At 37.0% G+C, this 25,743-nt stretch carries 30 protein-coding genes and 1 riboswitch; of the genes, 8 read left to right on the forward strand and 22 right to left on the reverse strand.

From position 1 onward, the window contains the following. Positions 1 to 26: 26 nt before the first annotated feature. Positions 27 to 473 carry a MarR family winged helix-turn-helix transcriptional regulator gene (locus ACIFOT_RS27495; RefSeq protein WP_430070657.1) on the reverse strand — a complete coding sequence of 149 codons (447 nt, stop codon included), beginning with the start codon at positions 471 to 473 and terminating at the stop codon, positions 27 to 29. A gap of 136 nt (positions 474 to 609) precedes the next feature. Further along, on the reverse strand, positions 610 to 1,554 hold the full coding sequence (locus ACIFOT_RS27500) for a Gfo/Idh/MocA family protein (RefSeq protein ID WP_430070660.1): 945 nt from the start codon (positions 1,552 to 1,554) through the stop codon (positions 610 to 612). A gap of 187 nt (positions 1,555 to 1,741) precedes the next feature. On the opposite strand from ACIFOT_RS27500, the gene ACIFOT_RS27505 reads away from it, so the two are divergent. Together ACIFOT_RS27505 and ACIFOT_RS27510 are read left to right on the forward strand one after the other, a co-directional pair. Then, complete coding sequence (locus ACIFOT_RS27505; protein WP_430070663.1) at positions 1,742 to 2,200, forward strand: BclA C-terminal domain-containing protein; 459 nt, start codon at positions 1,742 to 1,744, stop codon at positions 2,198 to 2,200. A 144-nt stretch (positions 2,201 to 2,344) separates the two neighbouring features. After that, positions 2,345 to 3,298, forward strand: a complete 954-nt coding sequence (locus ACIFOT_RS27510; protein ID WP_430070666.1) for an LCP family protein — start codon at positions 2,345 to 2,347, stop codon at positions 3,296 to 3,298. A gap of 65 nt (positions 3,299 to 3,363) precedes the next feature. On the opposite strand, the gene ACIFOT_RS27515 is transcribed toward ACIFOT_RS27510, so the two are convergent. From ACIFOT_RS27515 to ACIFOT_RS27540, 6 genes are all read right to left on the reverse strand, one after another. Next, positions 3,364 to 3,918: a DUF4865 family protein gene (locus ACIFOT_RS27515; RefSeq protein WP_430070668.1), complete on the reverse strand. Its 555-nt coding sequence runs from the start codon at positions 3,916 to 3,918 to the stop codon at positions 3,364 to 3,366. Between the two features lie 117 nt (positions 3,919 to 4,035). Further along, positions 4,036 to 4,527 (reverse strand): CDP-diacylglycerol--serine O-phosphatidyltransferase, encoded by a 492-nt coding sequence (gene pssA / locus ACIFOT_RS27520; protein WP_430070670.1) that lies wholly within the window; start codon positions 4,525 to 4,527, stop codon positions 4,036 to 4,038. 97 nt (positions 4,528 to 4,624) lie between these two features. Then, a complete protein-coding gene (locus tag ACIFOT_RS27525; RefSeq protein WP_430070673.1) occupies positions 4,625 to 4,756 on the reverse strand; it encodes a hypothetical protein in 132 nt (43 codons plus the stop codon). Between the two features lie 89 nt (positions 4,757 to 4,845). Further along, entirely contained in the window at positions 4,846 to 5,064 is a 219-nt protein-coding gene (locus ACIFOT_RS27530) for a DUF1540 domain-containing protein (RefSeq protein WP_430070675.1), read from the reverse strand. A gap of 130 nt (positions 5,065 to 5,194) precedes the next feature. Then, entirely contained in the window at positions 5,195 to 6,559 is a 1,365-nt protein-coding gene (gene glnA, locus ACIFOT_RS27535; protein WP_430070678.1) for a type I glutamate--ammonia ligase, read from the reverse strand. A gap of 302 nt (positions 6,560 to 6,861) precedes the next feature. Continuing rightward, a complete protein-coding gene (locus ACIFOT_RS27540; RefSeq protein ID WP_430070681.1) occupies positions 6,862 to 7,902 on the reverse strand; it encodes an NAD(P)-dependent alcohol dehydrogenase in 1,041 nt (346 codons plus the stop codon). 277 nt (positions 7,903 to 8,179) lie between these two features. Between ACIFOT_RS27540 and ACIFOT_RS27545 the strand changes: the two genes are divergently transcribed. Next, a complete protein-coding gene (locus ACIFOT_RS27545; RefSeq protein ID WP_430070684.1) occupies positions 8,180 to 8,596 on the forward strand; it encodes a MerR family transcriptional regulator in 417 nt (138 codons plus the stop codon). Positions 8,597 to 8,684: 88 nt separating this feature from the next. Here the strand turns inward: ACIFOT_RS27545 and ACIFOT_RS27550 are convergent, their stop codons facing one another. Further along, a complete protein-coding gene (locus ACIFOT_RS27550) occupies positions 8,685 to 9,194 on the reverse strand; it encodes a GNAT family N-acetyltransferase (protein ID WP_430070687.1) in 510 nt (169 codons plus the stop codon). 25 nt (positions 9,195 to 9,219) lie between these two features. Continuing rightward, positions 9,220 to 9,672, reverse strand: coding sequence for a MarR family winged helix-turn-helix transcriptional regulator (locus tag ACIFOT_RS27555; RefSeq protein ID WP_430070689.1), 453 nt, complete (start codon positions 9,670 to 9,672; stop codon positions 9,220 to 9,222). Positions 9,673 to 9,788: 116 nt separating this feature from the next. Here ACIFOT_RS27555 and ACIFOT_RS27560 point away from each other — a divergent pair, with 116 nt between their 5' ends. Continuing rightward, on the forward strand, positions 9,789 to 10,232 hold the full coding sequence (locus tag ACIFOT_RS27560; protein WP_430070691.1) for a GNAT family N-acetyltransferase: 444 nt from the start codon (positions 9,789 to 9,791) through the stop codon (positions 10,230 to 10,232). Beyond that, the gene (locus tag ACIFOT_RS27565; protein ID WP_430070694.1) at positions 10,229 to 10,894 is read left to right on the forward strand and encodes a YczE/YyaS/YitT family protein; all 666 of its coding nucleotides are present in this window, start codon (positions 10,229 to 10,231) and stop codon (positions 10,892 to 10,894) included. The genes ACIFOT_RS27560 and ACIFOT_RS27565 overlap by 4 nt, the downstream gene beginning before the upstream one ends. 112 nt (positions 10,895 to 11,006) lie before the next feature. Here ACIFOT_RS27565 and ACIFOT_RS27570 read toward each other — a convergent pair whose 3' ends face one another. The 6 genes from ACIFOT_RS27570 to ACIFOT_RS27595 form a co-directional block, all read right to left on the reverse strand. Then, complete coding sequence (locus tag ACIFOT_RS27570; RefSeq protein WP_430070697.1) at positions 11,007 to 12,002, reverse strand: zinc-dependent alcohol dehydrogenase family protein; 996 nt, start codon at positions 12,000 to 12,002, stop codon at positions 11,007 to 11,009. 268 nt (positions 12,003 to 12,270) lie between these two features. After that, complete coding sequence (locus ACIFOT_RS27575; RefSeq protein WP_430070700.1) at positions 12,271 to 13,434, reverse strand: DUF4317 domain-containing protein; 1,164 nt, start codon at positions 13,432 to 13,434, stop codon at positions 12,271 to 12,273. Between the two features lie 215 nt (positions 13,435 to 13,649). Then, complete coding sequence (locus tag ACIFOT_RS27580; RefSeq protein WP_430070702.1) at positions 13,650 to 15,023, reverse strand: MFS transporter; 1,374 nt, start codon at positions 15,021 to 15,023, stop codon at positions 13,650 to 13,652. Positions 15,024 to 15,060: 37 nt separating this feature from the next. Beyond that, on the reverse strand, positions 15,061 to 15,870 hold the full coding sequence (locus ACIFOT_RS27585; protein WP_430070705.1) for an MBL fold metallo-hydrolase: 810 nt from the start codon (positions 15,868 to 15,870) through the stop codon (positions 15,061 to 15,063). Between the two features lie 19 nt (positions 15,871 to 15,889). Then, on the reverse strand, positions 15,890 to 16,324 hold the full coding sequence (locus ACIFOT_RS27590) for a MarR family winged helix-turn-helix transcriptional regulator (RefSeq protein ID WP_430070708.1): 435 nt from the start codon (positions 16,322 to 16,324) through the stop codon (positions 15,890 to 15,892). 153 nt (positions 16,325 to 16,477) lie between these two features. Continuing rightward, on the reverse strand, positions 16,478 to 17,449 hold the full coding sequence (locus tag ACIFOT_RS27595) for an ABC transporter substrate-binding protein (RefSeq protein WP_430070779.1): 972 nt from the start codon (positions 17,447 to 17,449) through the stop codon (positions 16,478 to 16,480). 279 nt (positions 17,450 to 17,728) lie between these two features. On the opposite strand from ACIFOT_RS27595, the gene ACIFOT_RS27600 reads away from it, so the two are divergent. Both ACIFOT_RS27600 and ACIFOT_RS27605 read left to right on the forward strand, forming a co-directional pair. Beyond that, positions 17,729 to 19,156: a Na+/H+ antiporter NhaC family protein gene (locus ACIFOT_RS27600; RefSeq protein ID WP_430070711.1), complete on the forward strand. Its 1,428-nt coding sequence runs from the start codon at positions 17,729 to 17,731 to the stop codon at positions 19,154 to 19,156. A 79-nt stretch (positions 19,157 to 19,235) separates the two neighbouring features. Continuing rightward, the gene (locus ACIFOT_RS27605; RefSeq protein ID WP_430070714.1) at positions 19,236 to 19,820 is read left to right on the forward strand and encodes a YhcN/YlaJ family sporulation lipoprotein; all 585 of its coding nucleotides are present in this window, start codon (positions 19,236 to 19,238) and stop codon (positions 19,818 to 19,820) included. Between the two features lie 271 nt (positions 19,821 to 20,091). Here ACIFOT_RS27605 and ACIFOT_RS27610 read toward each other — a convergent pair whose 3' ends face one another. The 6 genes from ACIFOT_RS27610 to ACIFOT_RS27635 form a co-directional block, all read right to left on the reverse strand. Then, positions 20,092 to 20,493, reverse strand: coding sequence for a gamma-glutamylcyclotransferase family protein (locus ACIFOT_RS27610; RefSeq protein WP_430070717.1), 402 nt, complete (start codon positions 20,491 to 20,493; stop codon positions 20,092 to 20,094). 15 nt (positions 20,494 to 20,508) lie between these two features. Beyond that, complete coding sequence (locus ACIFOT_RS27615; protein WP_430070719.1) at positions 20,509 to 20,994, reverse strand: GNAT family N-acetyltransferase; 486 nt, start codon at positions 20,992 to 20,994, stop codon at positions 20,509 to 20,511. Positions 20,995 to 21,116: 122 nt separating this feature from the next. Further along, positions 21,117 to 21,242: a hypothetical protein gene (locus tag ACIFOT_RS27620; RefSeq protein ID WP_430070721.1), complete on the reverse strand. Its 126-nt coding sequence runs from the start codon at positions 21,240 to 21,242 to the stop codon at positions 21,117 to 21,119. A 268-nt stretch (positions 21,243 to 21,510) separates the two neighbouring features. Further along, the gene (locus ACIFOT_RS27625; protein ID WP_430070723.1) at positions 21,511 to 22,467 is read right to left on the reverse strand and encodes an ATP-grasp domain-containing protein; all 957 of its coding nucleotides are present in this window, start codon (positions 22,465 to 22,467) and stop codon (positions 21,511 to 21,513) included. 15 nt (positions 22,468 to 22,482) lie between these two features. Further along, the gene (locus ACIFOT_RS27630; protein WP_430070726.1) at positions 22,483 to 23,532 is read right to left on the reverse strand and encodes an LLM class flavin-dependent oxidoreductase; all 1,050 of its coding nucleotides are present in this window, start codon (positions 23,530 to 23,532) and stop codon (positions 22,483 to 22,485) included. Positions 23,533 to 23,640: 108 nt separating this feature from the next. Next, positions 23,641 to 23,744: riboswitch (SAM riboswitch) on the reverse strand. Positions 23,745 to 23,907: 163 nt separating this feature from the next. Then, positions 23,908 to 24,435, reverse strand: coding sequence for a dihydrofolate reductase family protein (locus ACIFOT_RS27635; RefSeq protein ID WP_430070729.1), 528 nt, complete (start codon positions 24,433 to 24,435; stop codon positions 23,908 to 23,910). A 766-nt stretch (positions 24,436 to 25,201) separates the two neighbouring features. On the opposite strand from ACIFOT_RS27635, the gene ACIFOT_RS27640 reads away from it, so the two are divergent. After that, entirely contained in the window at positions 25,202 to 25,720 is a 519-nt protein-coding gene (locus ACIFOT_RS27640) for a CBO0543 family protein (RefSeq protein ID WP_430070732.1), read from the forward strand. The last annotated feature ends 23 nt before the right edge of the window (positions 25,721 to 25,743 follow it).

A 25,743-nucleotide genomic window follows, 5' to 3' on the forward strand; every position in this document is an offset into this window, starting at 1 on the left:
TAACAAAAAAATAGTTGCATGCGCAACTATTTTGGCTCAATACATTTCATTTCCACATTTTGTCTCATTTTTAACAATACTTGTTTAACAATTTGTTGTTCTTCATCTGAAATACCTGCACACACGGTACGGTTGAATTCTTCCGCCAGCGGTTTGATGATTTCACCAAGTTTTTTGCCGTTTTCAGTGAGAAATACATGAAACGAACGATTGTCAATTTCATTTATATGTCTAGTGATAAACCCTTTTCTTTCAAGATTGCATATCATACGGGCAACATTGGTTTTATCTTTTTCGAGCTTTTTGGCAATTTCATTTTGTGTCAACCCATCCTGTTTCCAGAGGAGCAGCAAAATTAAATTTTGTTCAGGCGCAATATTTAACGGTGCTAACTTGGCTTTGATATAACTAGTTAGGGACAGGTCTGTTTGATGAATCAAAATACTTAAAAAATCATTAAATACAACTTTCATGTAAAAGCCCCTATCATTCCATATGAACTAATTTTATTGAAATGAAAATATCCTGTCAATAATTGGAACAATTTTTTTTAAAAAAACGCCCCTTACATAATGTAAAAAACGTTGATCAATTGATTTTTGGAAACCTTTACATTTTCCGCAGTTTTTCAAGTATCTCTTGAGCTCTGTAGCCCACTTCAAAATCATAAAGCTCTGCTTCCTGGCCATTTACTGCTTTTACTAACTCGTCAATTAAGCGATTGGGTTTTGTTTCAACAAACGAAATGGCATTAAGTTCTCCTCCATTTTTTCCCCCACTTAATTCACCCCAGTTTTCTAGTGACAATATTCCTTCTGATCCAAAGGCAGTAAACCCGATATGTTCCTTACCGGCAATGTGACTTAAGCCTTCGATTAAAACCGGAGTTCCATCTTCAAGCTCACCCGTTGCGATCACACCAGTCTCACATTTTTGCGGATCTTCTGGCAATTCTAAGCGGGTTTGGATTTTTTTGATTCCGCCAAATAACTTTAAGGTTTGTTGGATAAAATGGACACCGACCTCTAGAACAAATCCCCCTTGCTCTCTCTCGCCTACCCAGTCATTTTTTTGCCACAAACGCGGCCATTCTGGAAAATGCATGGTGAGTTGTAATCGGCGCAGCTTGCCAACGTAATTTTGGCCGATAAGTTCCGCAAATTTAGAGGCGGCTTGCTCATAATTAAGCGGGAAGTTCATCGCATGGATGACACCTGCTTCTTTTGCAGCTTGAGCCATCTCTTTTGCTTCATCCAATGAGTTTGCTAAAGGCTTCTCACATAAGATGTGCTTTTTCGCTTTTAGGACATCCATCACAATGGGATGATGAAATTTCGGAGGTACCGCAATATAAATAAGGTCCACTCTTTGATCAGCAATTAAGCCCTGGTAGTCAGTATAAGCTTGAACTCCACCAAGCGCATTAGATGTTTCTCTAACTAGGGATTCTAACCGATCACAAACAGCTGTAATTTCAACGTCGGGATGTTCCTTGAATTTTTTAATTAAGCGTTGACCAATGGCTCCTAAGCCAATAATTCCGATATGTAACATGAAAATTCCTCCCTTTTTATCCTACATTATACATTATTATCAATTATAAAATCGCTTTCTCGTGAGTAATTGCCTTTTTTAAAACAACAATTATTGCAGAGTACAATAAAACATTTATTCTGCCGTACAAACATTTCTAGCATTCTCTAATATCATATATTAATAATTTATAAAGGTGGTGATGAAAGTGTGGGATCGAAATTGGAAGAAATCAACAGCGGCATATGGATATGTTACACTTACAGGTTCTGAACCGATATTAGTAAGACCAGGTGAAAATATCCGCTTTAATCAACATGGCGCATTGGAAAATATAAGATTTTCCGAACAAAAAGGTTCTTTAACCGTCTTGGAATCTGGAGACTATAAGATAGAGTATACTTTACTATTAGATGGTCCCGCTTCCACTTCGGTTTATGGTATTTTCCTGAATCATCCATTGGTCCAAGAAAATCTTACTAACTTTGGCATTACAAGACAAGTAGATAATGCTACTTTAATGCTTGTAGGACAAGCGATTATCCATATTCCCCAAAATTCAACCCTCCAGCTTAGAAATATAGGTTCCTCAACAGATACCCTCTTAACTATGCTTGCTGGCCAAAGTATAAATGCGGCTTCCTTATCGATTGTGAAGCTAAGTTGAAAAACACCTCGCCACTTTCATGATGGCGAGGTTATTAAATTAAAAAAATTGTAATCAGAATTTCAAGGAAATGTAACCTAAATATGGGATAATCACTATTTCAAGGGGGTTTTTATCTTTAATTCAACCTAGGTGGTGCAAAGTTTGGAACGGACGAGAAAGAAAAGAAAAAGAGTTAAATGGGGTAGAGTGTTTGGTGCCCTGCTTTTATTAGGGATCCTTGCAGCCGGTATTTTTCAAGTATTTCAATACATTGAGGGAACCATGCAGGTGATGAACCAACCACTTCAAAAAAAGGAGGAAAAACCTTCAATTCAAGCAGAGAAAAAGAATTTAAGTTCCATAAATGTTCTATTATTAGGAAGTGACTCACGGGGTGAAGATCATGCCCGAACGGATACCATTATGGTTGCCCATTATGATCCACAAACCCATAAAATGAAACTTATTTCTCTTATGCGTGATATGTTAGTCACTATTCCTGAACATGGACAGCAAAAATTAAATGCGGCTTATGCTTTTGGAGGTCCTGAGTTATTAAGCGAAACCATTAAAGAAAATTTAGGGTTAGAAATTCAATATTATGCGATGGTCGACTTTAAAGGATTTGAAAAAGCAGTCGATCTCCTTGTTCCCGATGGGATTGAAGTAGACGTACCGCATGAGATGTCTGATGGTATAGGAATGACGTTAAAAGAAGGTAAACAAACACTACATGGTAAAGAATTGCTTGGATATGTCCGTTTCCGGCATGACAGTTTAAGTGATTTCGGACGGATTCAAAGACAGCAGGAAGTGGTCTCAAAATTGACTGAACAAGCTGTCGGTCTCCATAGTATTCTAAAACTACCTGAACTCATAGGACTTTTGAATAAATACATAGATACAAATATTGATAGCTCCACTCTCCTGTCGATGGGGAAAGACTTGTTCACGAAGAAAGGCAGAAATATAGAAACTTTGCGCATCCCTGAAGAGGGCAGTTTTCAAAATAAAACTATTGATGATCTTGGTGAAGTATTAGACGTGGACTTCCAGCAAAATATAGAAGCTCTTACCAAATTTTTAGAAGTTGATAATAGTGTTGTTTCTCAATGAATCACATCAAAAGACGGCACCCGATTCACGGGATGCCGTCTTTTGATGTGATTCGAGATGAATTCTTAATAAAAGTGTTCTCCTTGGGATATATGAAGAATGTTATAAATTACTCCATCAATTTTTGTTAACCCGCCTAAATCACTCAAAAAGTAAAAGACATCATACTCCCACTTATCCGGGTTATAGATAACTAAATATTCTGCATGGTCCATTTTTGGGATACTTTCTCCGATCGTTTCTATTAAGTTATTTAAACTTTCTTGTGGCTGGATTTTTCTTGTGATTTGAAATAGATACTTATTTTCTATGATGTTTGACGTAGTCGTATTTATTAGTGGAATTCCCACATTTACGTTCTGCCAGCCAAATGATCTTAAAATATTGTCATAATAGCCTTTAAACAAAAACTTGTTTAGGCCGTTGCTGCTATTCCATAGATATAATGGACAATAACTATTTTGAATATTATTATTGGTCCCCTTTTCTGTGACCAAATACAATTTAAATTTGAGATCTTCAAATCCGTCTGTTTTATGACCATTATCTCTTACTCTGTTTCTGATAATATTCATATCATAATCACTTGGCAATATAATCTTATATTGTGTTGCAATCATTTAACTTTTGCCTCCTTTTTCTTCTTTACTTTAATGCTATTTTACCAAATATTCTCAGACAAAAAACAAAAAAAGCTAGTCCCTTTTCAAAAAGGCGACAAGCTTTTTTAACAAAATTTATAATTTTTTAACTTTAATGGGACTTACCATTAAAAGGGCCAGGAACATGGTAATCCATGCATTGCTGTATAGAAATAATCCCATTCCGGCTAAGGGTAGTCCAGCAGCGGGAATAGGCAGCCCCTTAAAGTATCCAATGGTTGGTTTGATGCTAAACCTAGCCAACCTTAATGCCCCCATCGTAGGAAAAAGAATAAAGGCTAATGAGGTAAAAAAGGATGGCGCTGCCAGCGAATGAAAAAGAAGAGCAGGAGCGACGCCGAAGCTAACAATGTCAGCTAACGAATCCAATTCGACCCCAAATTCACTATTCACCTTTAATTTTCTCGCAATTCGCCCATCCAAAAGATCTAAGACTGCCGATAAGAAAATAAAAATGCAGGCCATTTTCAAATAACCGCTCATATTGAAGGTAATTGAAAATACCCCACATAATAAATTTCCGATTGTAAACAAATTAGGAACAGATTTTACTAGAGGTTGCAACAAGGTAGAATCCCCCTGACTTTTAACAATCCTTCTACCTCTATAGCATTTTCTATCTCTTTTTCCATTATTCATGATTCAAAGTATGTGCTGCTTTTTCTTATTGCATTTTAATTGGAGTCACGACTGCAAATAAATTTTCGGATGGATCAGATACATTAATTTCTATGATCTTATATCCATTCTCACCATTTTTTAACTCGTTTTTCAAAATGAAGTCATTGTTATTCATATCTTTTTCTTCCTCTCAAACAAAATACTCACAGAAGTTACTATATGTGAGAGGTTAAAATATGTGCATGATATTTTTGAAAAATAATTCTAATATCCGCTTTGTTTAGGTTTAAATGTTTTACAACAGGTTTCGGCTGAGTTGACAGCTGTATCTTGATGATTCTTTTCACCTAATTCGGAAGACATTTCCGTATCATATCTCGCATGACTATCTAGTTCAACCATGATTTTTTCAGCTTTACAAACATTTCCTTCCCCATAATACGAGCAGTTAGCGATCGCACAAGAAACTTCAACTTTAGGCATTTTATTACCTCCAAATTTAATGTCCATTGCTTTTTTTATTTTTTACAATAACGATTATTTCATTCAAGGTTGATTTCATTCTCCTAACAACAAATAAAGGAGCCCAAATAGGCTCCTTTAAAGTATTATATTAGAACTTGGAATGATAGTTCTCAATTTCCCACGTATGAACAGCTGTACGGTAGCTATCCCATTCGGATTTCTTCAGGGAAACATATTCGTTGTAAACGTGCTCGCCTAGTGTATTAGCGGCAATTTCTCCTGATTCTAGTTCCTTAATGGCTGCTGCCAGGCTGCCAGGCAGGTTATCGATTCCACGGAATGCTCTCTCTTCTTCATTCATGTGGAAGATATCTTCATTAATTGGCGATGGTGCCTCAAGACCCTTTTCAATTCCATCTAAACCTGCAGAGGCAATAACTGCAAAGGTTAAGTATGGGTTTGAAGATGGATCTGGACAACGTAATTCCACACGTGTCGCCAAACCTTTTTTTGCTGGAATTCGAATCAGAGCTGAACGGTTGGAAGCAGACCATGCAATATAACAAGGCGCTTCATAACCTGGTACTAGACGCTTATAAGAATTGACTAGCGGGTTTGTTACAGCAGTAAAGCTCTTTACATTTTCAAGAACACCTGCAATAAATTGGTAAGCTTTTTCTGATAATTGTAATTCATCAGATGGATCAAAGAAGGCATTTTCACTTCCTTCAAAGAAGGACATATTAACATGCATACCAGAACCATTGATTCCGAATACTGGTTTTGGCATAAATGTTGCATGTAATCCGAATTTCTTTGCTACTGTCTTCACGACCCATTTATATGTAGTTGCAAGGTCTGCAGCTGTTAGGACATCTGCATATTTAAAGTTGATCTCGTGCTGTCCTTCTGCTACTTCGTGGTGTGATGCTTCAATCGTGAAGCCCATTGCCTTTAACGCACGGTAGATTTCTAAACGAACGCGCTCGCCAAGATCATGTGGAGATGGTTCGTAATAGCCTGCTTTATCGCCGAGTTCTTGAGTGGCATAGCCGTTTTCATCTGTTTTAAAAAGGAAAAATTCTAATTCAGGTCCAACTGAAATAGTGTAGCCATTGTCAGCAGCACGATCTACAGTTTTCTTGAGAACGTTTCTAGTATCCCCTTCAAAAAGAGATCCATCAGGATTTTTAACAGAGCATAAGAAACGAGCTTCTGAATAATTAGCCTCAACTGTCCAAGGAAGAACGGCAAATGTATTAAGATCTGGCTGAAGATAAAGGTCCGATTTATTGATTGGAGAAAAGCCTTTAATCGAAGAACCATCAAACATCATTTTACCTTCGACTACATCTTCTAATTGTTCCGTTGTTACCGTAACGTGCTTAAGAATCCCTTCAATATCGACAAATTGTAAGTGTAATAGTTCCACACTTTTTTCTTTAATCGTTTCTTTTATTTGTTCAAGAATGGCAGTATCTACAGGTACATTTGAAATAAGCGTTTCAGTCATGTTACATTACCTCTCTATCTCATGTTATGTTTTCTCACATCAAATTTATAATTTGATTATAGTAAAAAAAAGTTCTTTTGACAATCATTTTTTGCATACTTTTTTGAATATTTATTCTAAATTTTTCGTAAGCGTTTTCATTTATTTGAATAGGACGCTGATTTTTTTGCCATCGATTGAAGTGTTTCTATTTATAAATATACAAATATATGTATTTAAGTTGCATATATAAAAAAATGTCCCAAAAGCTAGACTTTTGGGACACCCTCGAAATAACCTTAAAAATTTATCATTTACTCAACTCACATTGTGCTTATATCAATTACGAAACGATACTTCACATCGGAAGCTAATACGCGTTCGTAGGCTTCGTCAATTTGGTCGGCTGAAATTACTTCAATCTTAGGAACAATGTTGTGATTCGCACAGAATTCCAACATTTCCTGAGTTTCACGGATACCGCCAATCATGGAACCTGCAAATGAACGGCGATGACCGATAAGAGAAAACACATTTACTGATAATGGCTCTGCGGGCGCACCCACGTTTACTAGAGTACCATCCAGAGTTAACAGTGAGAAATAAGCATTAATATCAATTTTTGCACTTACCGTATTAATAATTAAGTCAAAGGTTCTGGCAAGTTTCCTGAAAGTTTCTGGATCGCTTGTGGCATAGTAATGGTCTGCGCCGAATTGCAAGCCGTCGTCCTTTTTACTCAATGATTGTGACATAACGGTGACCTCGGCCCCCATCGCATGTGCAATCTTAACTGCCATATGACCAAGACCGCCCATACCAACAACTGCCACTTTCTTTCCTGGGCCGGCCCCCCAATGGTTAAGTGGAGAATAAGTCGTAATACCCGCACAAAGTAATGGTGCTGCGGCGTCAAGCTCAATGCTATCAGGAATTCTTACTACAAAGTTTTCCGTTACGACAATATGAGTAGAATAGCCACCTTGAGTAGGCTCTCCATATTTATCAACACCAGCGTATGTAGGGACATTTCCATTGAGACAGTATTGTTCTTCCCCTCGGCGACAGTTCTCACAATCGCCGCAGGAGTCCACCATACATCCGACCCCTACTCTGTCACCGACCTTATATTTTGTGACCTCTGCTCCTACTTCCGTGACTATTCCCGCAATCTCGTGTCCAGGTACTAGCGGATAGTTCACGGATCCCCATTCGCCGTGAGCAGTATGGATGTCAGAATGGCAAATACCGGCATACTTAATTTCAATTAGAACATCATGTAAATCAAGATCGCGCCGTTTAATTTCAGCTGCTCGAAAGGATTTGTCTGGACCATCTACAGCTCGTGCTTTTGCAGTTATCATAAAAAAACCTCCAATAATTTATATTTTTCAAGAGAATTCAGTTGTATCGGGCATTAATGAAAAATTCAAGTTAAAATTCCCTTCTTTCACTCTTATCCCTACTCTTTTCTCTTGCAAAATTAATGTTAACCCTTATAGTTAACTCTAAGTCAAGCGATTAATTAAAATTTCATTTGATCTGTCAGACGACTTTGACATTCAGAAAATACCGTGATAAAATCCCATCAACCATTAGAGTTAACTCGAAGTCTATTTCAATCAGAATAGGAGATAATTGATGAAGACATATTCTATCGGAGAAGTTGCAAAAGAATTGAATCTAACACCATATACCCTGCGTTACTACGACAAGGAGGGGCTTATGCCTTTTGTAGAACGGACATCCAGCGGAAAGCGATTGTTTAAAGAAGCTGATATTTCCGCTTTAAAAGTAATTGAATGCCTCAAATTAACCGGGATGCCTATCAAGGAAATTAAATATTTCATTGATTGGTGTTCTGATGGGGATTCCACATTGCAACAAAGATATAATATGTTTATGGAACGAAAAGCTACTGTAGAAGCACAGATGGAAGAATTAAGAAAAACAATGGAAGTCATCCAGCATAAATGCTTATATTACAAAACTGCATTGGATGCGGGAACAGAAGATATTCATAAAAAAACTAAAATAGGAATTTCCGTTACTAATTAACAAGAAGCCACCTGTATTTCATAAATTGTATATGAAATACAGGTGGCTCTATTTCTGAATTTACTGCCGATTCTTTCAAAAAAAGTTGTTAAAGTGTCTTAGTCATTATAAAGTCCGTTTGTTCTTCATCTCCCATATAAAAAGAGTGGGCTCCAGTTTGAACAAACCCCATTTTCATATAAAAAGCAATCGCATTTTCATTTTTTTCCCATACGCCTAGCCAGATTTTCTTTTTATTACTTTCCATCGCAATTTCCATAGCTTTATTTAGCAGATATTTACCAAGCCCATGTTTTTGAAATTTGTTCTTTATATAAATCCTCTCGATTTCAAGTGATTCTTCATCCATTTCTTCAGTCTGGGCATCATTGGTATTGACCTTTAAATATCCAGCGACTTCATTATTAAAATAAACAAAAAAGAATTGCGAAGAAATATTGGATAATTCCTTTTCTAATTGTTTTAGGTTAAAGGCCCTTTCCAAATAAGCTTTCATATTTTCGGGTGAATTCTGATCCTTAAATGTCTCATTAAATGTTTCAAAACTAATTTCTTGAAGGTTGCGTGAATCTTCAAGGGTGCACTGTTTTATTGTCATTTATATATGTCACTCCTTTATATAATCAATAATTTCTCTTGTTTCCCTTTTTTACAAATTCCCAGTCTTTTTCTACATTTTTTCTTACTCTTTGAAGAAGATTGAAAATAGTTTCTACTTCTCCTTCGGAAAACCCCTCTAATGCGACGATATTAGAATAATCATTTTCTCTTTTTATAAAAGGAAAAACATTTTTCCCTTTCTCTGTTGGAAATAGTTTTTTTATTTTTTGGTTATGTTGATCATCTCTCTTTTCAATAAAACCATTCATTTCAAGCTTTTTAATAGCACGAGCTGCTGTTGTTCGATCTACTTTTATCATCTCAGCTAACTTTTCTTGAATGATTCCTGGGTTTTCACATATTCGCACCAAGTATAGATACTGCCCTTTTGTAAGGTCATATTCTTTGAATTCAATATTACTTATAGAATCTAATGCCCTTGCAATCATTCCAATTTCTCGTAAAATTTCTTGCATGATTATCTCCTTAACACGCATTTTTTTGTTGCATTTACTATAAAATTGATATAAATTAAATTTAACCTATTTTTATTGCATTTGCAACAAAATAATTATGTAAAGGACTGAAAAAAATGTTTGTAAAAAGAATAGCGATTTATGAAGATTTAAGGGCAGCATTTGAAATTCGAAAACAAGTATTTGTGAAGGAACAAGGCGTACCACTAGAAGATGAATTTGATCAATTTGATACACTTAATGGACTATGCGAACATATCCTAGTCCATTACAATGAACAACCAGTCGGAACGGGAAGGATAAGGTTTATGGATGGAGTAGGTAAAATGGAGAGAATCTGCATCCTTGAACCTTATCGTAAATTGGGGTTTGGAAAAATCATTATAAAAGAGTTAGAAGAAATCGCGGAAGTCCGGGGAGCATCGCAGGTTAAATTACATGGACAGACGCATGCGGAAGGATTTTATAAAAAACTTGGGTTTAGGACTTCGTCTACAATCTTTATAGAAGATGGAATCCCACATATTCTCATGCTCAAAAAATTACCTACTAAAAAATGATAATAAAGTCGACTAAAGTTAAATATGTTGTCTATGTATTAGGAATTTTATTATTAACCCTTGGTATTTCTTTCACTATACAATCAGACCTTGGAACTTCGCCTTTTGATGCACTTTTGGTCGGTCTATCAATAAACGTGGGGCTTACTGTGGGGAGTTGGGAAATTATCATTGCTTTAATTCTAATATGTTGTAATTCATTTTTAAAAAGACAAAGACCCGAAATTTTGGGGTTGTTGACAGCTTTTATAACGGGTATTGGTATTGATATGTGGCTGTTTTTATTACAAAATCTTATAACCCCCGAATTATTGTTTAGCAAACTTGTTTGTTTTGGAATCGGCTTAGTTGTTATAGGCTTAGGAACAGCAATTTATTTACACACAAAATTGGCACCGATTCCTATTGACCGTTTAACCTTAATCATTCAAGAAATAACGAGGACAAATTTACTGTTATCGAGAACATTCATTTACCTCTTATTCTTGATAATGGCACTGTTATTCAATGGACCGATTGGCATTGGAACTTTATTAACCGTTTGTTTAGGGGGAATAATACTTAATTTCTTTATGCCATTTACTAAAAAAATATTAGACCGCATATTAACACACTCTAGTACATCATCAAATTGTGATAAAGATAAAAACCATTCAATATAGGATGGTTTTTATTGTTCTTACAGCACAAAAAATCCTTAGAAAATTATCTAAGGATTTTGCTGCTACAATAGTAGCTTATTATCTTTTTTTGATGGGGCAATTCCCCAATAGTTTACCATTCATTTGTCAATACGACCTTTCCAATTGCCTTATTTGATTCTAGTAAAGTATGTGCTTCCTTTACTTGATCAAAATTGAAAACTCTTTTATCGACTAACGGCTGAAGTTTCCCTTCCTCTACAAGCTTTGTTACTTCTCGTAATATTTTCCCGTATTCATGCCTTTGCTCCTTATTAATAACTTTTAAAAGCATGAAGGTAATATGTAAGGATAGTGCCTTGGCATGGAGTGGAGACAAATCATGCGTTGAGCGTGCCGCGATTGCTAATACTGTTCCAAATGTGGCAGCAGCTTGGAAAGACCAATCGAGGTTTTCGCCACCAACCGTATCAAATACCACGTCAAACCCTTTTCCATCTGTATGTTCCTTTACGTACTCCGCCACTGTTTGTTCCAGATAATTAATGGAAACATCTGCACCCAATCGCTTTCCTATACTTAACTTTTCCTCAGATGAAGCCGTTGTGAATACTTTCGCACCCGCTAGCTTTGCTAGTTGAATTGCGACATGACCAACCCCGCCTGTGGCAGCATGAACAAGTACCGTTTGTCCCTTTTGCACATTTGCACGATTGTAAAGAGATTCCCATGCTGTAATGGTTACTAAAGGAAGTGCCGCAGCTTGTGCCATCGTTAAATTTTTGGGTTTAGGAGCTAGGAGCTGTACATCCGCCAACATATATTCAGCAAGGGAACCGCCTGTTCCTTTAAAACCGCCTGCGCAGCCAAAGACTTCATCACCGGCCTTAAACTCTGTTACCCCTTCACCTACCTCAACAACAACTCCTGCTACATCGCCGTGTAACACCGCTGGGAACTCTGGTGCAACTGCTGGTACCAACCCACTGCGTACCTTTGTATCAATTGGATTTACACTAGTAGCTTTTACTTGAATAACAACATGTCCAGTAATTACTTCTGGCTTAGGAACCTCTGCAATCTCAAAAACAGAAGGATCTCCAAATTTTTTAATCACCTGTGCTTTCACTTGTTATCACACTCCTTTTCTATCATTTTAAACCAAGATCTATAGCTTTCAAAATAATGTGAATTTTGGAATTATCTTTTTTCAACCAAAATAATGGCCATTTCAATGGAAACCGTCAACATAAGAGAAAATTTAAAAGCGGGGATTAGATAGTGGTCAATGAAAAACTAAAAAAAGACGACTCCACGTCTTCAATAGATTGTAAGGAGATCGTCTTTTTATTTTTGAGAATAATGAAGGACATTTTGTCCTTAAGGACTCACTGCTATTATCCAAGTGTCTCCGATTCCAGTCGGAACCCTTCTACGACCACATCTTCGTCGACCTCGAGCAATAAGCATCGTTTTCCTTCATAAGTAATATATTTTACATATTTCAGGTCTTTCGGGTTGATGGTTACATTGGCCAATTTCGTCTCAATTTTTATAGTTTTGGGAACTAAGCTGCTGGCTTTGAATTCATATTTTTCATCATCTATGATTTTTTTAATGGCATGTTCCACTTTTGCCGTCTCTACATTTTCAACGCCGCTTACGGTTAAAATGCGTTCGATATCCTGAGAATCCAATGTAGGAATTTCACTTTCTTCATTTTCTTGACTCTCTTGAACCAGCTTATCGATTTCTTCATACACATTGGAAATGACCCGGGATTCCACTTCGTCTCCCATCACTTCTTTTAAGATAAAATCGAAGCAGTCTTTATCTTCTTGGGCAGTAATGATTTCTTCACAATTGAGCACTTCTTCAATAAATCTGCCATCCGGTTGATTCGCTTTCCCAGCACAATAGAGGATGTGGTTTACATCTGCCGCATTGTCATTAAAAGCAGGGAACAAAAAGCCTGATAATGGAGAATCTAAATTAATAATCGGATCAAAGAAATTATGCGATTTAAATTCTTTTTCAATATAATCAAACGTCAAGGCTCTCTTCGGCTGATCCGTTTTATTAAGACTGCAAAGGATAAATGGGCTGGAATAGACTTCATCATCCCCACCTTCTTCGGTTTCCGCATTCCGTTTCCGGGTCGCTTTTCGGTATTCTCCCCGGATAAAGGTCACCACTGTATCAAATTCATATTTCGTGTTAGCAAACATTTTCAAGACGATTTCCAGCATGTATTCTTTCCAATCGTCTGTTGTCTCTTGTTGTAATCCTTCGAAAAGGAACATTTGGGTGCTGTCTTCCACGTCCCGAATAAATTTCAGCTCAAACAGTTTAGCATCAAGCTGTCCTGTTAATACCTTCTTAAAGTTTGTTAAAAATAATTCTTGCGCTTCTTGTTCTAACATTTGGAACGGCTGGCTGACATGATGGTAAATCTCGCCTGATTCTTTCTGTACATAGACATTGAAGATTTCTCGAATTTGCAGGTTGTAATTGTCTAATTTAAATTGTTTCCGAATATTAGCGATATCTTTTTTATTCATTTCATTCAACTCCCAACCCTGATTATACTGTTCAGGAGGAAAAATAGAAATACTCTATAATTCCTACTCTCTAATAATTGGGGTTTTTGATAAAAAATGCCAGCACATATATGAGTGACAACGATCATCCTTTATGGGATGTCAATTTGCTTTATTCCCAATAAATGGAATTGGCGTTACAAAAAAAGAACCCTGTCAAACATAAAGGGTTCTTCTTAGCTATTTCCATCTCTCAAACGTGCTTTTCGGTAATATAAACCGTACATGAAAACAGACACCATGATAACAAAAGAATAGCCAATATAAATATTTCGATAAATATTTTCTGAAGATACCCCTTCCTGAAGGGTTAATAATAAGCCAGAAACGGTCACTCCTAACCCCGCACCGAAAAATTGCATTAATTGGACGATTCCTATCCCTGAACCAATTTGAGTCAAAGGCAAAATTCTGGTTATCTCGTTCGAAATGCTCGATGAAATGGCCGTAAAGCCCACACTTGCGAACATATAGGTTAAAAGTATGAAATAGGGATTTAAGGCTGTTAACAACGCAAAAAGGATCGTGGCACTTAATAAAAATAATTGACCAAAAATGATTACCGGTGCATTGCCAAATCGGTCAATTTTTCTTCCAATGATTTGTCCAGCAATCACCGCCAAAATGGCTCCTGGAAAAATGATTATTCCTACCTGTGCTGGTGTTTTTTTAAATACAGTCGTCAGAATAATGGGCATTAAAAACAGATTTGAAAAGTTTATGAAAAAAGCTGAACAACTAATAAATAGAAGTTTTGTAAATTGCTTATTTCTGAGGAGTATTGGTGGAATAAACGGCTCATTAATCTTATTAATATATTTCCAACTTACTGCCAAAAGTACAACCGTACCTAATAAAAAACCATAAGAAAGTGTGGAGAGAGAAAGTAAAAGACCTGTAACACTAAGTCCCGTTAGAATTGCACCATATAGATCGAAATTCCCTTTTTTTATAATCTCCTTAGGCAATAACTTCTGGAAGAAAGGAATAGATAGAATAGAAAATCCAGTGATAGCGAACAGATAATTCCATCCTAAGTATTGAGTAATGACTCCTCCTATTACAGGACCTAATCCAAATGCCAATGAAGCAGCAGAAGCAATAATCGCCATTGCTTTTCCACGCCTTGAAAGAGGTATATAGCGCCCCGCCATAATCATGCTTAATCCCATTACGGCTCCTGCCCCTGCAGCTTGAAGAATACGAGCTCCTAATAATATGAAAAAATGATTGGCAAAGATACCAATGATCGAAGCTAATCCTAAAATGCTAATACCAAAGAGTAGCAGTCTTGAGAGAGGAATGAAATCCGATAGTCTGCCAAAGGTCAACGTCGAAATTGCAAACATGATTGAATAACCGGATACGAGCCAGGAAGCTGTGGATGAGTTTAAGGAAAAGTCCTTAAGGACAACTGGCAATGCAACATTAAACATAGTCGTATTCATTACCACCAGCAAGGTCGTAAAACTCCAAATGAAAATGAGTTTATTCTCTTGAAAGGACACCTTGATTTCAGGTTGGGTAGAATCAATTATAATGGAAGACATTTGTTCCCCGCCTTACTTTTATAATTTTATTATCATTCTAGTAATCTAAAGGTGCATTTGTAACAATGGAAGAAATGATATGCAAGGAGTCCCATTCTCCACTTGAAACTGCCACAATTGGGTACTTTTTCGGGAAAAGCGTTTTATCGATTTCATTAATTGTAAATCCTTTTTCATGTAAATCTTTTACTTCACCGCAAAGGTTTTCAAGATAATTTAACTTTTGCTTCAGCATTACTTTTCCGTCTTTTATGTACCCTGAATGGGAGCAAAATAACGTTTCGAAATCATACGATAACAGCATTCGTATGGAATTCATAATTAAACGGATTGATTCACTTCTCATAATGACTTTTGTTTTCGGTGAAACATATAAGTCACCTGTAAATAACCTGCCTGTGTCTTCATGATAAAGGGAGATATGATCATCTGCATGGCCAGGTGTATAAATCACTTTCCACTCTAGACTTTTAGATTGAATCGTTTCCCCTAGCGGCAAGGCTGTAAACTCTTTACGTACTCCCCAAGCCATCTGGCGATATTTGGGATACGGGCAGGTCTGCGCACAAATGCTAATTCCTTTTTCATGAATAAAGATGGGAACATTTCGGTTTTCTTGGAACCATGAAGCAGTGCCTGTATGATCCTCATGACTATGGGTTAAAGTGACTAGGTCAATCGATTGGCTTTCATAAAATGGAATTAGATCAGCTTCAAGGTGTTTGCACCCGGTATCAATTAACATCCCGTCTACTAAAAATGCATAAACCGTTCTTCCTTTTTGTCCTGCCCTTTCGAAACTCCCCTCAATACAAGTAACGTCTTCTCTTTCGAACACATTTATCATACGTTCACTCCCCCTTTCCTTAGACTCCCATATTCGTGTTACTAATTCCAATTTCAAAAAGGACTTTCTTAAATTGCTTAATTTCCTCTACATCAAAATCGGACATCACTTCTTTATTCATTTCATCCATTTTTTCGCATAATGAAACCTCCATTGATCTGCCTTTCTCAGTCAGAAAAACCAGCTTGTTCCGGCGATCATTAGGATCCACTCGCCGTTCAATAAACCCGTTTTGTTCCAACCGATCGATTACTCCTGTAATCGTTGCACTGTCCATAAGAAGTTGTTCAGCTAAAGCATAACCAAATTGTCCATCCTTTTCCCAAAGCCGACGAAGCAATGCAAATTGTACAGGTGTCACACCATAAGAGGCTAGCTTGGATTTACTCACTTGATTCACTCTTTGTAAAGCTTTCGCTAGTAAAAAATGAACACAGATATCGAATTTTTCCATAATTCTCCCACCACTATTTAAATTTTCTGATTAATAAGAATATATCATGTTCTAAATGATTTGTATACAAGTAATTCGTGTGCAAGTGATTTGCGTAAACAAAACTCACACAACAAAAAAACCTGCTGTTTAATGCAGGTTTTTTTGCTGATATTATTCTCCCACTACTTTCGCGTTCTTTAGCATCTCTTCTGTTAATGTGATTCCTTCTTCTTGAGCAGCTTTTTTATTGATGTATAACTGAAGGTTTTCTGGGAAGCCGACAGGAATTTCGCTTGGTTTTTTACCTTTTAGAATTTCAACAGCCATTTTTCCAGTTGTATAGCCTAGATCGTGGTAGTCGAATCCATAAGATGCGAAGGTTCCCCTTTTTACAGAATCACCTTCACCGACAAAGGTCGGGATATTTTTGTCATTGGCTACTTTAATCACAGATTCCAGTGCAGCAACAACTGTATTATCCTTTGGAATGTATAATACGTCTGCACGCCCAACCATTGACTCGGCTGCCTGCTTTACTTCGGAACTGGCTGTGATAGTCGTTTCAACCGTCTCCAGTCCTGCCGCCTCAAGAGCGCTCTTAGCGTTTTTAACATTGACAACGGAATTTGGTTCACCATTGTTATAAATGATGCCTACCTTCTTGGCATTAGGAATAAATTTTTTAATGGCCTCAATTGTATTCTTTATCGCCTCAGGATGGGTATCAGATGTGCCGGTCACATTCCCGCCTGGCTTGTCCAAGCTTTGCACAAGCTGGGCTCCGACAGGATCCGTTATGGCAGTGAACAATATTGGAATATCTTTCGTAGCGTTGACCACTGCCTGAGCACTTGGTGTTGCAATTGCCAAAATCAGATCATCCTTGTCGGCAACCAGGTTTTTGGCAATGGACATATTATTGTTCATGTCTCCTTGGGCATTTTGGTAATCAAGTTTCAAGTTCTTTCCTTCTACATAGCCGGCATCCTTCAGTGCCGCAATAAAACCTTCTCGAGCCGCATCAAGGGACGGATGCTCGACAATTTGTGAAATCCCTATTTTTACAACTTTCTCGTTTTTCTCCTTTGCTTCTCCGCTAGTTTCCTTACTTCCCGCTCCACATGCAGTTAGTAACATTAACATTACACACACCAAAAGTACTAGACTCTTTTTCACCTATAAATCCCCCTAAATTATGTATTCTACTAATAAAAAAAGGTTAACCTCCTCATTCTAAAAATTTATAATATTCAGATTTTATCACGCATAATATTTCCGGGCAATAGTACCTTTCTATTATATGAGGATTTATTCTAGTACGTTTTACCTACATTCCGTTCCATAAATTTCTGGTTTTAATACTAAATTTCGGAAAATAATAAAAGAAGAGTAAAACAAGATCCACTGCTGGAGGAAGTAGATTTGGAACATACTTGGTTTTCCTTGATACCCTTTCTAATTGTCATTTGCATGTCTATATGGATAAAAAACATTCTGCCTGGTCTGGTAGTCGGTCTTCTTGTTAGTTCCTTCCTTGTGTCTGCCCATTTTTTAGGCGGTGCCCATCAGGCCGTCACCTATATCGTCACAACCTTGTCTAATGAGACGAACATGAAAATTATCGGGTTTCTTTATTTATTTGGCGGTCTTGTGGGGATGATGAATATTTCCGGCGGGATAAAAGGTTTTTCTGAATGGATGGGAACGAAGATTAGAACGGAAAGGGGCCTGCTCGGATTCATCTGGCTTACCCTTCCATTTACCTTTATGATGCCAATGTTTCGAATCATGATGATTGGTCCAGTCGTCAAATCTCTTGCTAAAAAAATAAACATCCCGAAGCATAAGGTAGGGCTGACGATGGATATTTCCACAGAATCCGTTATCGTCCTTTTACCAGTTGCGACGGCCTTTGTGGGATTTATGGTTTCGTTAGTTGAAGGCAGCATAAGAGGACTTCAAATCGGTCAATCAGCGTATCAGATTTTTTTACTGAGTATTTTGTTTGATTTTTTTGCGATTACGATGCTTGTCATTGGACTCTTTCAAACCTTTTGGTCACCTTCTAGAAAATCAAAGGATTCAGGCCTAAATAACGAGCAAGAACTGTTGGAAGAAGAGCATGAATTTCACCGGAAGGGAATTAAAAGAGAATTATCTCTAGTCAAATCACAGCCATGGAATTTGATTTTTCCAGTCTTTTTTCTTTTAGGACTTTCTTTGTTTCTTTTATGGAAGGATGGCATTGCCAAAGGGGCAAAAACCGTTTTCGATGCCTTTTCGAAGGCTGATGCCACCTTTGTCATGCTTCTAGCCGTATTTATTACGCTAGTATTATCCTTTGCTTTCTATATCTTAAGACGGCTTCCTTTAAATGAACTTTTGTACCATTTTTATGATGGCGGCAATCAAATGATGGAGGCCATCAGTTTGCTTGTTTTGATCTGGTCCCTGACTCTTGCGGCCAATGATCTTGGTTTTTCAACTTTTATAAGTTCAACATTAGGATCCTTTTTACCACCTTTTTTGACCCCGGCAACCATTTTTTTGCTTGGTTCCATTACAGGGTATTTTATTGGTTCATCATGGGGAACGTGGGGGCTGTTTATGCCATTAGGAATATCCTTGGCTTCGGCTACCAATGCTTCCATTCCGTTAACCGTCGGTGCAGTGTTTGCCAGTGGCGCATTTGGCGCTTTAGCTTCCCCATTAGGCGATACGACGATTACGACTGCATCGATTCTCGATTTGCCTCTTGTCGATTATGCGCGTTATAAAATGAAGGTATCTGCTTTGGGAGGGATTATTGCTATTGTGCTGTATCTTGTTTGTGGTTTCTTTATTTCTTGAAAATGAACTCCATGCATGAATTGTTCCCCCTGAATAGCTCACACTAATAATTAAAGGATAAATTTAAGGAGTGAGCTTCTTGAAGAAAATTGGTTTGGTTTCTATCGTATTAGCGGCTGCCCTTTTAGGTGTAACCGGCTGTAATAATGATAAAACAATAAATAACAGCAGAAACAATCTAGGAACAAACAATACAAACAATGTTTCCAACCAAAACTTGCGCGTATCAGCACGCGCTAGTGATAATGTGGAAAGCCTAAATGAAGTCGACCAGGCCCATGTCATCCTTCGTAATAATAATGCCTATGTTGCGGTCAGTTTAAAAAATAACACTGGAAATACAGGAACTGATGTAATCGGCACCAATGATGGTACAGCGGGGACGAGAGATACCAGCACAAATAATATCGACCGTACCAAGCTTGGAGGCCGTAAGGTTGGATCTGGCGATAATACCAATTATAAAAAAGCGGCTTCTCCTCTTGATAAAAAAATTGAAAGACAAGTACGTGCTGCTGATCGTTCCATTGACAATGTGTATATTTCTTACGATACCGCTTTCTTTGGCCAAATGACAAATTATACGAACGATTTACGCAACGGAACAAACAGAGACGGTGTTTGGAACGATTTTACGAATACGATTAATGGGGTTTTTAGATAAAGCTGCCGAATTTTATTCGGCAGTTTTACTTGATTTACTTTGTTAGCTCCCTTTTGGCTTTTTGGGCAATAAAATGGTCTTTTCATTTACCAGGGGGCCTCTTTTCCTGGCCTCTTGGGCAATGAAACGCCTTTCATTTACCATGGAACCTCTTTTCCTGGCTTCTCTGGTAATGAAATATCTTTTCATTTACCATGGAACCTCTTTTCCTGGCCTTATGGGCAATGAATCACAGACTATTGCTAGAAAAGATTTGCTTTTCAGAGGAAATTCACCGTAAATGCTTCAAGCGATAAACGCGCCAGTCACCTTCTTTTATTTGCACTATGTTTGGCTGTTCTCGACCTTCAGGAAGAACATAAACAAAAGCCTGATAGTCTGTAATTTCGGTATGTACTGATTGAACAACTCTATCGTAATAATTGTCTTTCCCCGGACCATAGTATTCTTCGAGAAGGTCCAGGTCCTGAAGTTCATCATCATTAACCTGATATAGCTCCCCATATACCCGGTGGCAGCTGGACTGAACTAAATAGGGATATCCACTCCCAGAATCCAATAGGGTACCGTGTGTCCAACAATTATCTGCCAGACATTCAGCATTTTTAAGGAGATGGTGATTCCGTTCATACCTTCTTAACGTGCCATAAACAAATACCAAATGCTTCTCCAACCTCAGCCCTCTCTTCTAACAAAAAAGATTTGATTTCTCCATTATAACTGTTTTAACTTCAAAGCCATTTGGATTTTTAACTATTTCCTCTTTGGTAATAACATAACCAATAGATTCATAAAAACGAACATTATGGGATAAACCCGCCCTTACCTTACATTCTGCCTTATTTTTTCCTTGTTTAGTTGCATAGTTTTCAAGCCACTTTAACATTGACTTCGCAATGCCCTTCCTTCTTGCAAATGGCGGAACCGATACCCTTGAAAAATATATCGAATCGTCTTGTAACCTATATCTTAAAGAACCCACAGGGACCTCGTCTAAAAAACATAAAATGAAACTCTCAGAACCATTTTGAAATGACTTTCTAAGAATATCAATCGGTTCATTAACTGCACTAGAAGGAACATCAAGATAGCGATACTCTTCAAAGGCTTCCTTCATCAGTTGATGGGCAATAACAATTTCATCTTCATTTCCTATTCTAATTTCAATACCCATAATTAACGATTTCCCCCCTAGTAAACTTTAACTCTTCCATCCTGTAAATGAGTTCAAGGAAAAACAATGGAACCGGATAATAGGGACAGACTGACTGTCCCCATTAGCTTCCATTTTATTGGTTACTTGTTTTGGCTTTTTTGTGCTTTTAATGCTTTCTTTGCAAGCCCGCTTTCTCCAGCAAACTCTACATCCGCTTTTGGCATAGCATCATTATTTTTAAATTGCTTATTCTTATTTTTCGCCATTTTTTACCCCCCTTTAATTTTGTTTTTACCTTGGATGCCCGATATTGGGATCCACGATTTTAGTTTGCTTTCTTTTTGGGTTGCTATGCTTAATGATGACTTAGTAAATCAGCTGTGCAAGTCTAAAATATTACGAAAAACCTTCGGCGTAAGACGAAGGTTCAAGAAACTTGTTTATACTGTTTTTCAGTTATCATGTTAAAAGGAATTGGCACTGTTTTTTTTAAATCCATAGTACGTCCCATAAATTTTTCGTTACTTCACTATATTAAGCCGTTGCTGTTGTTAGGTATTTTTCTTCTAATGTCTTCTTTAAGAATAAAGCGACTTCGAGCATTCCGTATTTTCCAGCTTTTGCTTCTGCATCAGAATTATAGTTCGTGTTTGTATTAATATCGTAAGTAAAAATTTCACCTTCACCATTTTTGATGAACTCGATTCCAGCAACTTGAATATTATTACCAACTAGAACCTTTTTATATTTTTCTAAAATATCGTCCGCAAACCCTTCAATGATTTGGAACTTTGGTTTCTCTTCTACCTCTTCTCCTACCGGGCAGAATAAATCGCCAATTTGGCATGCGTCTGCTGGGCAAAGTTCAAATCCTTCTGAAGTATCAACCTTTACAGCATAAACAAAGTTTCCTCCTACAAACTCACAGCGGGTTATGTAGCTTTCAGGAGATTGAATGTATTCTTGAATAAGGGTAATGCCATCGACCGGTTCTTCGAAATTTGGTCCCTCTACATAAGCTTTTAAAGCTTCTACACTATGGAATAATTGAACACCTAAGCCTTTACCGGCACGATTATGCTTCGTAATAAAGGGCTGTCCTGCAAATGCTTCGGCTGATTTTATAATGTTTTGTTTTCCAACCGCTGCAATCGTTTTTGGAGTCTTAACACCATACTTATTTAACTCTAAATATTGTAAAACCTTACTAACTTCTAGCTTTAGAGCGCTCGTTCCATTTAACACCGTACGTCCATGTGCTTCAAGCCAAGCTAATACTTGCCCAGAAAATTCAGCTGCAAAACGATGATCACGTGTATGAGAAGATGCACTCATACGGCTATAGAAGATTCCTTCTGGCGGCTCTTTTGATAAATCTAGCGCTCCTTCGTCTAAATGCCATTCTTCATAAGGAACACCAAGTTCCTCTAACCTTTTTGTTAAATGGACTGTCCACTCACTATTTTCATGTATCACATATACCTTGCTCATCTATAAGTCCCCTCACTAATTCTTTATTAAACTACGTTTTTGTTCAACTAATGGCATAACTTGCTTTGCAAAGCGTTCCATTTCCTCTAGCTGAGGTGAAAATTGTAATAACAATAGGTTTAAGCCAGCTTCTTCATATTGTATAATTCGATCTGCAATTTGCTCAGGTGTTCCAACTAAGTTCGGCCGCAGGCCGCGATTGGATACAGAGTAATCTTGTAATTGGATTTGTTGCTCTAAGTGTGATTTAGTGGTGAAATCCTTAAAGCCAGCATATCCGCTAGTGTCTTTCACAGTCGTGATTTTTTCAAGCTCAGCCAGAGCCTCTTCTTCTGTATCTCGGCAAATAACATAAGCAGCCATTCCGAAAGAACTAAAAGGCTTATTGCCAGTTTGTTCACGGCGTGCCTTCATATCGGCTATTTTTCGATCAATCTCTTCAACTGTTCCACCGTGCATAACATAAGCATCACATTTTTCTGCAATGGTTTGCTTGCCTTTTTCACTTTCACCGCCTGCATAAAGAATCGGATTTGGTCTTTGAACAGGTTTCGGTGCAAGCTTGGTTTCCTTTAAATCGTAAAATTGACCAGAATAATTGAAGGTTTTTTCTGTCCATAAACCTTTTAGTACATCAATAAACTCTTCGGTACGAGCATAACGCTCATCATGTTCTGTAAAAATACCTCCATATTGACGTGCTTCTTCTGCCCACCAAGCTGAAACAACGTTAAGAGTAAAACGGCCGTTACTGATTTGATCAATATTAGCTGCCATTTTTGCTGCTACAGCAGGATTATGAAAACCTGGGCGTATCGCGGTCATTATTTCAATTTTTTCCGTCACCGCCGCAAGTGCTGCTGCTGTAGACCAAGCTTCAAGAGAATCATACTCCGGTCCTTTAATATCATTTAAATATAATTCAGCTATTAAAGTAGTCGAGTATCCCCACTTTTCAGCCGATTGGATGACTTTTTTAGTATACTCAAAGGTTGGAGGCATATTTTCAACTTCCACATTTCGTAACCAGCCTCCAAAAATCGGTAACCAAAAACCAAATTTCATATGTATTCTCTCCTCTACTATTCTAATTCTCTAGTTTTCCTATTATTTAAGTAGGATTTATTTATAAATTAAAAACTCTCCTCCTAAGAAGAGAGTTTTATTACTCTCTTCTCATCTTTCAAGCGATGTGCTTGATGGAATTGGCACAGTATTCATAAGAACCTGCTGCCGAGGCTTCAAAGGGCCAGTCCCTCCACCTCTCTGGATAAGAAGAAAAATGTACATTCAATTTTTAATTAACTAATGTGATAATAGTTTAAATTCTTCGAATTGTCAATAAAATATTTCTAAACCCGAAATGTACAACTTTTAAACACGGTCTATATGAAAAGATAAAAAAACTCCCCCTACTAATAAAGGGAAAGTTGATGAAAATTATTTTTTTATATAATGAAGCATAGCAAGCTGGCCTAATTTTTCTACTTTGGTTAAGGTGTATTTTTGAGTGATATCATCTCCGTTATATAGGGAAATTCCCTTCCCTAAAATAATAGGTGCAATGGCCAGTTGGATTTCATCAATTAAATTTTCTTTGAAAAATTCACGAGCTAAATTTCCTCCACCAATTAACCATATATCTTTACCAGGCTTTTGTTTTATATTATTAATGAAAGTTTTGATATCTTCATCAATAAATGATGCATATTCATCTGAGCCACTTACAGATTTAGAAAACACATAATTTTTATAATCGCTATAAGGATAATCGATATCAAATCCACGTACGACATCATAAGTTCCTTTTCCCATTACAACAGTGTCAATTCTTTCAAGGAGTGAATTGTAGCCAGAATCTCCTTCTACTTCAGTTGATTCTAACCATTCTAATGTACCATCCTCATTTGCAATATAGCCATCAATTGAAGTACCAATGTACAAAATAATGTTTCGCTGTTTTTTCATGTATTATCTCCATTCCTTTGTTTCAGATGAAACATAAGTATCCTTTTATTCGATAATACTTGTCATTATATAAAAAGGATGAAATCATGCAAAAGTGTAAAGACTTTTAGGTATCAGAATGTAAATTAATAAGTTATGTAACTGATGCAACATTACACAGATTGTTGAAAATGGTATTGATATATATAAAAAAGAAAAACATAAAAATTAGAACAACTACCCATGTGAATGGAGGATTAAATATACTTCTCCTAATTTCATCGCTCATAATATTTTACACAATCGCAATCCTTATACCTAAACGTATATCATGGCTGCAAATCTGGTCTACTACGTTATTTTCCCTTGTGCTTGAGAATTTTTCAAATATGATATTAGATTTGAAATTAAACCTGTTCGGCTATATCGGACCAGGTAATCAATGGACTGGATTTCTTCCCATTTTCCTATACCCACCTGTAAATACGATCTATTTAAATTACTTTCCATTCAAAAAAACAAAATTTTACAAGTGGGGGTACATAATTGGCTGGACAGCTTTTTGTCTTGTATATGAAGTTGCTGCACTAAGATCTGGATTTTTTTACTATACAAAATGGAAACTGTGGCACTCGGCTTTGAGCTATCCGGTATTACTTCTAATGCTGCTTGGAAATTATAAATTGACTGAATGGCTGCACCGGCATGCTACCAAATTTTAAGAATGGCTTTACCTACTACGCCAGCCTATTAGAACAAATCTTCAGAAATTTAGTTGGTGGTTATTATGTTCACTATTATAATTGGCTTTATTTCAATTTTATGTGCTTGGAAGTGGGGGGATTGGAAAAACTATAGATTTTATTTACCTACTATCCAGTTTTTCATTATGGGTGACATGCTTTACAACTTGTTTACTTGGAATTATCACTTATGGTCATACCCGCATCCACCCAATTTATTACCCAATCATTTGCTCACTAACCTATTCATAATGTTCGCGATTTATCCAAGCACAATGCTTATCTTTTTATACCGTTTTCCTAATGAAAATTTACTCAAGCGACTGTTCTATATATTCATATGGATTGTGTTATGGTTAAGTTTTGAATTAGTTATGGTTTTAAATGGTTTATGTGTTTATAGTCACGGTTGGACTTACGGCTGTTCGATAGTCTTTGCATGTATTATGGTACCGATATTGATACTACACCATAAACGTCCTATGTGGGCGTATTTGGTGTCAGTCCCAATTACAGTGTTTCTGCTTTTATGGTTCCATGTTCCTGTTTTAAATGATAAATAAACTTATTACATAAGCCGGAGGAA

The sequence above is a fragment of the Neobacillus sp. NRS-1170 genome (assembly GCF_050468025.1).